We start from the raw sequence: 5,297 nt of genomic DNA on the forward strand, positions 1-5,297 counted from the left end.
AGTGGGCGGCAGCGGGTAGGCGGGCTCGGTGGACTCGCCCTCGGCACTCGGTGGGGGGCGCACCTCCGAGGGGGGAACCCGGTGATCCTCTTCGCGCATCGGGACCATCGAGCCTTCCAGAACGAGGCCCTTGACGCGGCCGGGGAGTGCGGCAGCGATCTCGATGGCGATGGCGCCGCCCACCGAGGTGCCGAGCAGGTAGAAGTCTCCGTCGACCAGTTTCTCGATGGCCTCGGCGAGGACAGCGGCGACTTCTCCGAAGGTGATCGGGCCCGTGAGGTCGTCCTTGCCGGCGAAGCCGGGCGGATTGATCTCGATCACGCGATAGGTCCCCGCCAGTTCGTCCTTGGCCGTGGACATCTCCAGGCCGGCGGACCCTGGCACGGACACCAGCGTGACAGTCGCGTCTTCCGGCCCGGCTTGGGCGTAATCGAGGGTGTATCCACCCGCCGAGACAGTGTCATGGCGGAAGGATCCGCCCGGTTGGGTCACCACAGTCCATCTCCTTAATGTTGTGATGTTTCAAGCATGGCAAATAGATGCGGATCGCGACACAAGTTTTGCGATTTGTAATATTTCAGCTGCGCCTCACCGATGGTGGCTGGAAACTGTCCTATCGAACCTCGTTGCCGGTCTTCACCCCCGGCTCCGCGGTAACCGCGTCCTGACCGCAACCGCTCTCGCGGCCTCGACACCTTGCACAACGGTCATCGGAGGCGTATTCGGATGACCTATCGACCCACGGCCGCGTGATCTCACGCCCACCGGCAGGGAAGGACTGGTAGATGTCTGCGTCGCTGACCGGACGGACTGTTCTCATCACCGGCGGATGCCGCGGTATCGGTTCGGCCATCGCTGTGCGACTCGCACGTGAAGGAGCCTCGATCGCGCTCGTCGCCAAGACCGATACGCCCGATCCGCGCCTGCCCGGCACGATCCACACAGCCGCGGCGGCTATCGAGGAGGTGGGCGGGCGAATGCTTCCGATCGTCGGCGATATCCGCGATGAAGGGAGGGTCGCAGCCGCGGTGGCGTAGACGGTCGACAGATTCGGCGGCATCGATATCGTCATCGACAACGCCTCCGCGATCGCTTTGACCGGTATCGGAGAGCTGTCGCTCAAACGCTACGACCTCATGCAGGACGTGAACGCGCGAGGAACCTTCGCCGTGACTTCCGCGGCGCTCCCGCATCTGCTCGAATCCAGCAATCCCCACGTGCTCACCCTGTCGCCGCCACTGAACCTCGACCGCCGCTGGCTGTCGGAGTACGCCCCCTACATCATCAGCAAGTACGGCATGACCGTGCTTACCCTCGGGGTCGCCGAACAGTTCCGTGATCGCGGCATAGCGGCCAACTGTCTGTGGCCGCGGACGCACATCGCCACCGCGGCGGTGCAGAATGTCGTCGCCGGGCAGGGCGGGATGAGTTCGGCGCGGACTCCTGAGATCATGGCGGACGCCGCGGCCCTCATCGTAGCCATGCCTGCCGCTGAGGTGAGCGGCGAGTGCCACATCGACGAGGACGTGGTGCGCGCCGCGGGTATCACCGATCTCGAGCGCTATCTCCACGACGGCGCGACCGAGGATCGACTGGTGACAGATCTGTTCCTGTGGACGTCCGCCGCCGGTAGGCGAAACAGAATCGGGCCGAGGCTGTCAGCCTCGGCCCGATTCTGTATACCCACCAGTAGGTCACTGTCCGCCATAGAGATCGCGCACGAGCGGCTTGAGGACTTTCCCCGCGCCGGACACCGGCAGTTCCGATACGAAGGTGACATGTTTTGGCACTTTGTATCCGGCTATTTTGCCGCGAAGGAATTCGAGGAGTTCCTCTGCGGCGGGCGGGTCCGTCGTGGCCGCGACGACAACGGCCTTGCCGACCTCGCCCCACCGATCATCGGGCACGCCGATGATCGCGCATCGCGCGACCGCCGGGTGCGCGTACAGGGCGTTCTCGACCTCGGCGGGATAGATGTTCTCCCCGCCCGAGATGATCATGTCCTTCGCCCGGTCGACGATGTAGACGTAACCGTCGTCATCCACGGTGGCGATATCGCCGGAGTGGAACCAGCCGTCGTTGAGCACCGCGGCGGTGTCCTCGGGCCTGCCCCAATAGCCTTGCATCACATTGGGACCGCTGACCAACACCTCGCCGCGAGCGCCTACTTCGACCTGGTTCCCCTCGGCGTCGACCACCTTGACGTCGGTGAAGAACGACGGCACACCCGCCGAGCCGAGTTTGGTCTCGGTGTGCTCTCTGTCGAGCAGCAGCACGCCCGGCGCCGCTTCGGTCATTCCGTAGCCTTGGACGAAGCTGAGACCGCGTCCCAGGTAGCGGCGAATCGTACTGTGCGGCACCGGACTTCCGCCGCACAGCAGCAGACGCAGACTCGACAGGTCCGCACGCTCCCACCCCTCGTGGGCCGAGAGGTTGTCATACATCGTCGGAACCCCGAACATCCACGTCACGCGTTCTTTCTCGATCGCGTCGAGGACCGCGGACGGGTCGAACTTCTCGTGCAGTACGACCCGTCCGCCCTTGAGCAGAGTGGGTAAGCAGACCATGCCGAGAGCGGCCGCGTGAAACAACGGCGCTACGAGAAGCGCGACCTCATCGGAGGCGATATCGGACTCGATGATCACGTTGAGAGAGTTCCAGGTGAGGTTGCCGTGAGTGAGCACAACACCTTTGGGCCTCCCTGTCGTACCCGAGGTGTACATGAGTAGGCAGGGGTCGTCGAGATCGACGACTTCATCGATCCGGCGACTCGCGCTGTCCGCGGGGTCGTCGTGATCATCCACCCGCACGAGTCGTGCGGCGCTCGTTTCGAGCCCGGCGATGACCGCGTCGTGACTGCCGACATGGGCGAGAACGCAGGCCCCGGAATCTTCGAGCAGGTAGGCGAGTTCACTGCTCGTAGACCGGGCGTTGATCGGTACGAACACCGCGCCGATGGTCCCGCAGGCGAACAGCACCTCGAGGTACGCCGGGTGATTGGGACCCAGATAGGCGACCCGATCGCCCCGGTGAACACCGGACTCGCGCAACCGGTCAGCGAGTCGGGCGACTCGCCGATCCAGTTGCGCGTAGGTCAACGACCGACCCGCGCCGGTGATCGCGACCGATGCCGGTGTCATGCGTGCGCGACGCGCCGGCCAGGAGCCGAGTCCTCGGTTCTTCACGCCACTCCCCGGGTGATCAGGCGTGAGCGCGATCGAACGCACCCAGCCCCGGACGGTAAGTCTTGTCGTCCAAGAACTGGCTCATACCCTGCTGGCGCCCGTTCTCGGGATCGAGCACACGAGCCTGATCGAGCTTCGCGTACAGGTAGTCCTCGGACTGAGCCCACGTCATCTCGGCGGCGAATTTGAACCCGACCTTCGCGGCTTGCACCACGACGGGATTGAGACCGGCCAGCTTCAAGGCGAGCTCGCGGGTGCGCTCCCGCAGGCGCTCGGCCGGCACCGCCTCATTGACCAGGCGCATCTCGGCGGCCCGCGCCCCGTCGAACGGTTCACCGGTCATGATGTAGTAGAGCGCGTCGCGCTGGGAAACCGTGGCAGCCATCGCTTTGGAGACCAGGCTCCCCGGCGGGATCCCCCAGTTCACCTCGGACAGACCGAATTGCGCCTTCTCGTCGGCGATCGCGAGATCACAGGCGACCAGCGGGGTGAACGCACCGCCGAAGCACCAGCCGTTGACCATCGCGATGGTCGGCTTGGCGTAATAGGCCAGCTGACGCCACTGCCAGCTGACGCTCGCACGGCGGACCTGACGTTGCAACGTCACGCTTCCGGTTGCCTCCACCTCGCGGAAGTACTCCTTCAGATCCATTCCGGCTGTGAAGGCTTCTCCCGCACCGGTGAGGACCAGAACCGAGCAGCGGTCGTCGGCCTCCAAACAGTCGAGGGTCCGACACATCTCGTCGTTGAGTGTGGGATTCATGGCGTTTCGCTTGTCGGGCCTGTTCAACGAGACCCAGGCGATACCTTCGTCGAACTCGACCTCGACGGTATCGCCCCACGGAACTTCGTTTGTCACTATCTCTCCTTCTTCGGTGGTTTCGGGTGGTCAGCCGGGAAACGGCATCTGCTCAGTAGCGAGGGTGACCCACCGGGTGCTACTGAACGCCTCGATGCCCCAGCGGCCGCCGAACCGGCCGTAGCCGGAAGCACTGACACCGCCGAACGGGGCCTCGGGATCATCGGCGACGGACTGGTCGTTGATATGCACGATGCCGGTCCGCAGGCGTTGAGCGACTCGCAGACCATGGGTGCCGTTGTCGGTGATGATTCCCGCCGTCAGTCCGTGCTCGGTGTCATTGGCCTTCGCGACGGCTTCCTCATCGGTGTCGAACGCCTCGATCACGCAGACCGGGCCGAAGGCCTCGGCGTGATGCAGATCCGCGCCGACGGGCACATCGGTGAGAACCGTGGGCGGATGAATTGCCCCCTCGACCGAACCGCCGCCCGCCAGGACCGTACCGCCCTTCGCGACAGCATCGGCGATCAGTGCGGCGAGCCGCCGCGCGGAACTTTCGCTGACCAGCGGGCCTACGACGACCCCGGGCTCGTCGTGACCGCCGAAGGGCAGGTGGGAAACCACCGAAGAGAACTTCTCGGTGAATTCCTTCACCAGCGAGCGGTGTACCAGGATCCGATCGGCGGACATGCAGATCTGACCGGAGTTGGCGTACGCACCGAAGATCGCGGCCTTGACCGCGTAATCGACGTCGGCATCCTCGAGGACGAGGATCGCGTTCTTACCCCCCAGTTCGAGGACTGCGGGCTTGAGCGCCTCGGCAGCCAACGTTCCGATGATGCGTCCGACATTGGTGGATCCGGTGAAGTTCACCGCGTTCACGCGCGGGTCGGAAACCAGCGCTCGCGCGATGACATCGGCGTCGGCGATATCGTTGGTGATTACGTTCAGCACGCCGTCGGGCAGCCCCGCCTCACGCAGAATGTCGGCGACGAACAGACCGGATGAGAGCGGAGCGGCTTCACTCGGCCGCAATACCACGGAGTTCCCCGCCGCCAAGGGAGCGGCGACCGCGCGCGCCGACAGGATCAGCGGCGCGTTCCACGGTGCGAACGCCGCGACGACGCCGAGAGGTTCGCGAACGGCGAGTCCGATGACGTTCTCTCGCCCGTCGGTGAGCACCTCACCGCGAGGGGCGGTGACCGCGGCGGCGGCGGCCCGGAAGACCTCGGCGGCGAATCCGATGTTGAACTCCGCCCACGCCGGCGTCGCCGCGACTTCTCCGGACATGATCTCGACGACCTCGGCGCGCC

Annotated in this window: 4 protein-coding genes and 1 pseudogene; 1 reads left to right on the top strand and 4 read right to left on the bottom strand. The window is 65.2% G+C overall.

From position 1 onward, the window contains the following. The coding region (locus ON27_RS29840; RefSeq protein WP_043735116.1) for an alpha/beta fold hydrolase at nucleotides 1–495 on the bottom strand (495 nt) is incomplete at its 3' end. 290 nt (nucleotides 496–785) lie between these two features. Here ON27_RS29840 and ON27_RS41690 point away from each other — a divergent pair. Next, a pseudogene (locus ON27_RS41690) lies at nucleotides 786–1,613 on the top strand (SDR family oxidoreductase); the annotation flags it as partial. An 81-nt stretch (nucleotides 1,614–1,694) separates the two neighbouring features. Here ON27_RS41690 and menE read toward each other — a convergent pair. The 3 genes from menE to ON27_RS42505 all read right to left on the bottom strand — a co-directional run. Continuing rightward, on the bottom strand, nucleotides 1,695–3,185 hold the full coding sequence (menE, locus tag ON27_RS29850) for an o-succinylbenzoate--CoA ligase (RefSeq protein WP_043735122.1): 1,491 nt from the start codon (nucleotides 3,183–3,185) through the stop codon (nucleotides 1,695–1,697). 16 nt (nucleotides 3,186–3,201) lie between these two features. Further along, a complete protein-coding gene (locus ON27_RS42500) occupies nucleotides 3,202–4,044 on the bottom strand; it encodes a p-hydroxycinnamoyl CoA hydratase/lyase (RefSeq protein ID WP_043735125.1) in 843 nt (280 codons plus the stop codon). A gap of 30 nt (nucleotides 4,045–4,074) precedes the next feature. Further along, the coding region (locus tag ON27_RS42505) for an aldehyde dehydrogenase family protein (RefSeq protein WP_043735130.1) at nucleotides 4,075–5,297 on the bottom strand (1,223 nt) is incomplete at its 5' end.

This window comes from Nocardia asiatica NBRC 100129 (genome assembly GCF_000308415.1).
Classification (GTDB): domain Bacteria; phylum Actinomycetota; class Actinomycetes; order Mycobacteriales; family Mycobacteriaceae; genus Nocardia; species Nocardia asiatica.